This window comes from Bacillus sp. GMa5/1 (assembly GCF_050172015.1).
GTDB classification, from domain to species: domain Bacteria; phylum Bacillota; class Bacilli; order Bacillales; family Bacillaceae_G; genus Bacillus_A; species Bacillus_A cereus.
Genome location: NZ_JBNLYC010000315.1, coordinates 1 through 3,009 on the forward strand (window position 1 = coordinate 1; position 3,009 = coordinate 3,009).

Consider the following 3,009-nt stretch of genomic DNA (forward strand, 5'->3'; position numbering starts at 1 on the left):
GTAAAAATATATCGTATTAAATTCTTTAAACAGGGATCAACTTGCAAGAAGCAAAGCATAATCTTCCAAGGGCGTATTTCAAGAAATCTCCTAATTTTAGCCGTGTTATAGATGTTCATGAGAGTTTCATTCTTATAACACACATTATGATATATGATAAAGGTATTAACACAAGTTTAAATCATAAGAACGAATTATTTTATTTATAAAGTATATGAATTATGAGAATAGCCACCTAACAAATAAGAAATGGAGTGTCTTTTTATTTAGTAATCTTGCGTCTCCAAACATCCTTACAGGCTGTTTGAGGCGCAAGATGTTTAATACTGTAGGAATAAAAAAATGAACGCTTACGAAACGTTAATTTAACGGTTCGTAAAACGTGAACGCTATGCGTTCACAAGGAATTCGGTACATTAATATTATACGTTTAGATATAAATATATCTAAACGTATAATGTGGCTTTAGGATAGATATGTCTTATTTAACAGTGTTGATAACGCGTATAAATTAGTAATAATGAACGCTGCGATGGTATGGTGCTTTTTTATTATTACAAATCTTAAGATTTATCCTAAGTTAATGTTAAGCTTAATATAACAAATGCAATCTGATAAATTTATTAAAGTAGGCTGGAGATATATGAAGTATCTTTGGAATCCATAAGGCAGGACAAAGAGATAAGTAGTTGTGATTATGCTAAAATCTTTTTTAACTTAAGTGTTATTGAGTGTTTTTCATGTGAACACTACCCGTTTTTTTGGCGTTTACCTCTTTAATATCAATATCCTGAGTTGTTTAAAGGATACAATTTATGCTAAAGCAATATATAAAATCTGATAGGGTGTATCAATTAATAGTCCATAATAAAGCTGTATGTTTCTAGGTTGTACTAAATAATGAACGTTATAATAACGACCCTGACTATGCTATATATTTCATAAAGTATTTTAAGCAAGTGGTATGAAATAAAGTAGTTGCTAAATTAAAAATAGTTGATGTTAGTAGACTATGTTCAAAGTATGATTACGGAAATATAGACATTAATTGGCGTGTTCTTCCTGTGGTACATATCTTATTAGCAAAGTTTTAAATTATAAGAGCGATAAGGATCGTCTAAAAGGCCTAGGAGCTATGTGATAGCGGCCTAACAAATTAAAGAATGGAAAATTTTCTGTGTTTAGTGTTTTGAACTTGAAACGATCTGTAAGGATATTAGATGGCAAGTATTTTAATACAATAAAAAAACGATATGAGCGCTTACAAAACGTTAAATTAACGTTTTGTAACTAATGAACGCATAGCGTTCATTAGAGATTCAGTGCATAAATATAGTGATTTTCCTTTAAGGATGACATAATGTAACTTTAGAAGTAAAGATATGGCCTTTAATAATAGCGTTTATAACGCATAGGATTTAATAATAATGAATGCTGTGATTGATGACATTTATATGAAAAAATTTAATCTGGCAAAATGAATTAAAGAAGACTAGAAAAAGCATGGAGTTTCCTATACAGGTTTATAATGTGGTTAAGAAATTAGAGGATTTGTCAATCTTCCCTAAAAATTGACAAAGTAAACACTTAACTAATTTTAGGAAATAGGATTAACATGTTTTTATTAGCGATATAGAGAGTTTTTGGAATCCATAAGAAAGGTCCAATAAGATATGTTAAGAAAAATATATTGGATAACTGGGTACTTAGTATTCTTGAGGTAATGGATACCTAAGTACAGAAGCCAAACGGTTTCTAATTCAGTAGGCTATCCCGATAGTTCTTACGTTTAGCTTCATTTCTAAGATTGAGCGCTGTGTTACGATCTCTATCATGACGTGTGCCACAATAAGGATAATCCTACTCACGAATGTTTAGATTTTTAGCATCTATGTTTTTATAGTTGCAATTGGAACATAATTGACTAGAAGCAAATGTTTTAGATATTACAACTAATTGTTCACTACACCACTTTACTTTATATTTCAACATTGTTTGAAATTGTGACCAAGATATGTCACTAATCGCTTTTACAAGCTTTCTATTTTTGAGCATACCACTGAATTATAAGTATTCTTTACCAATGACATGATGCTTTTTGATGATTTTAGTAGAAAGTTTATGTAATTAATCAACCCTTATAATAGCATCATGTATCACAGGCTATTTATTCTAGTTAGGATTAGTAACACAAGTTGTAAAAAACTACATATTCGTGTTGTAAAGATGAGCAAAAAAAAAACGGTAGCTACCGCTTTTTTTTGCTCAATTAGATATATTTGATAAAAAACGTATATCTGATTTAATTTAAATTAAATAAACGTTGAATGAACGTTTTTTTGGTGTTATCTTGCTGTTCTTGGCGATCTTCATTTAATAGTTCAATTGCTTTATCCAGTTTTTCTTGTAATAACTGAATCTGTAGATCTTTGTCTTCTTTTTCTGAGCGTTCCTGTAATAACAATTTAATGATATCTTGGTTTTGTTGTACAATTTTATCTTGTTGCTCAAGCATGTGAGAAAATTTTTCTTGAATCATCAAAATATCAGTTTCTGAACGTTTTCTGAGCGTTACTTGAACTTCATTTTCCTCATGAACGCTATCCGTTTTCTGAGCGTTCTCTTCAGTATTTTCCATGCTTCTTGTTGCAGCTTCTTCTAGTTTCCAGTTTTGATTTAAGTATTCTTTCATTTGCTTTAAGATATCTATATCATTCTCATAGTAAATTCGTTGATTACGCTCATTTCTTTCAAATATATATTCCATTTTTTCTAGTTCAATTGACCATCTGCGAAGTGTATTGGTGTTTATATCTAGTTGTTTTGCTACTTCTTGTGCAAAATATCCATATTCCAAACTTCACACCTCCATTATTTGTATGTTAGATATTGATTCGTTCTTGAAATGATCTTTCCTTTAAGAGTAGAAATTTTTATAGGCAGGCATCTAATCATTTGTACTCATATCAGTTTGTTTGTATACATACTTATATATTAAGTCAGTCTATA

The 3,009-nt window shown here is 29.8% G+C and carries 1 protein-coding gene and 1 pseudogene; both read right to left on the reverse strand.

Annotated features, from left to right (window positions below; all coding sequences use genetic code 11):
• Nucleotides 1-1,755: 1,755 nt before the first annotated feature.
• Nucleotides 1,756-2,127: pseudogene (locus tag ACQGSG_RS27965) on the reverse strand (RNA-guided endonuclease TnpB family protein); the annotation flags it as partial.
• Nucleotides 2,128-2,302: 175 nt separating this feature from the next.
• Nucleotides 2,303-2,857 (reverse strand): MerR family transcriptional regulator, encoded by a 555-nt coding sequence (locus tag ACQGSG_RS27970; RefSeq protein WP_000455689.1) that lies wholly within the window; start codon nucleotides 2,855-2,857, stop codon nucleotides 2,303-2,305.
• Nucleotides 2,858-3,009 lie beyond the last annotated feature (152 nt).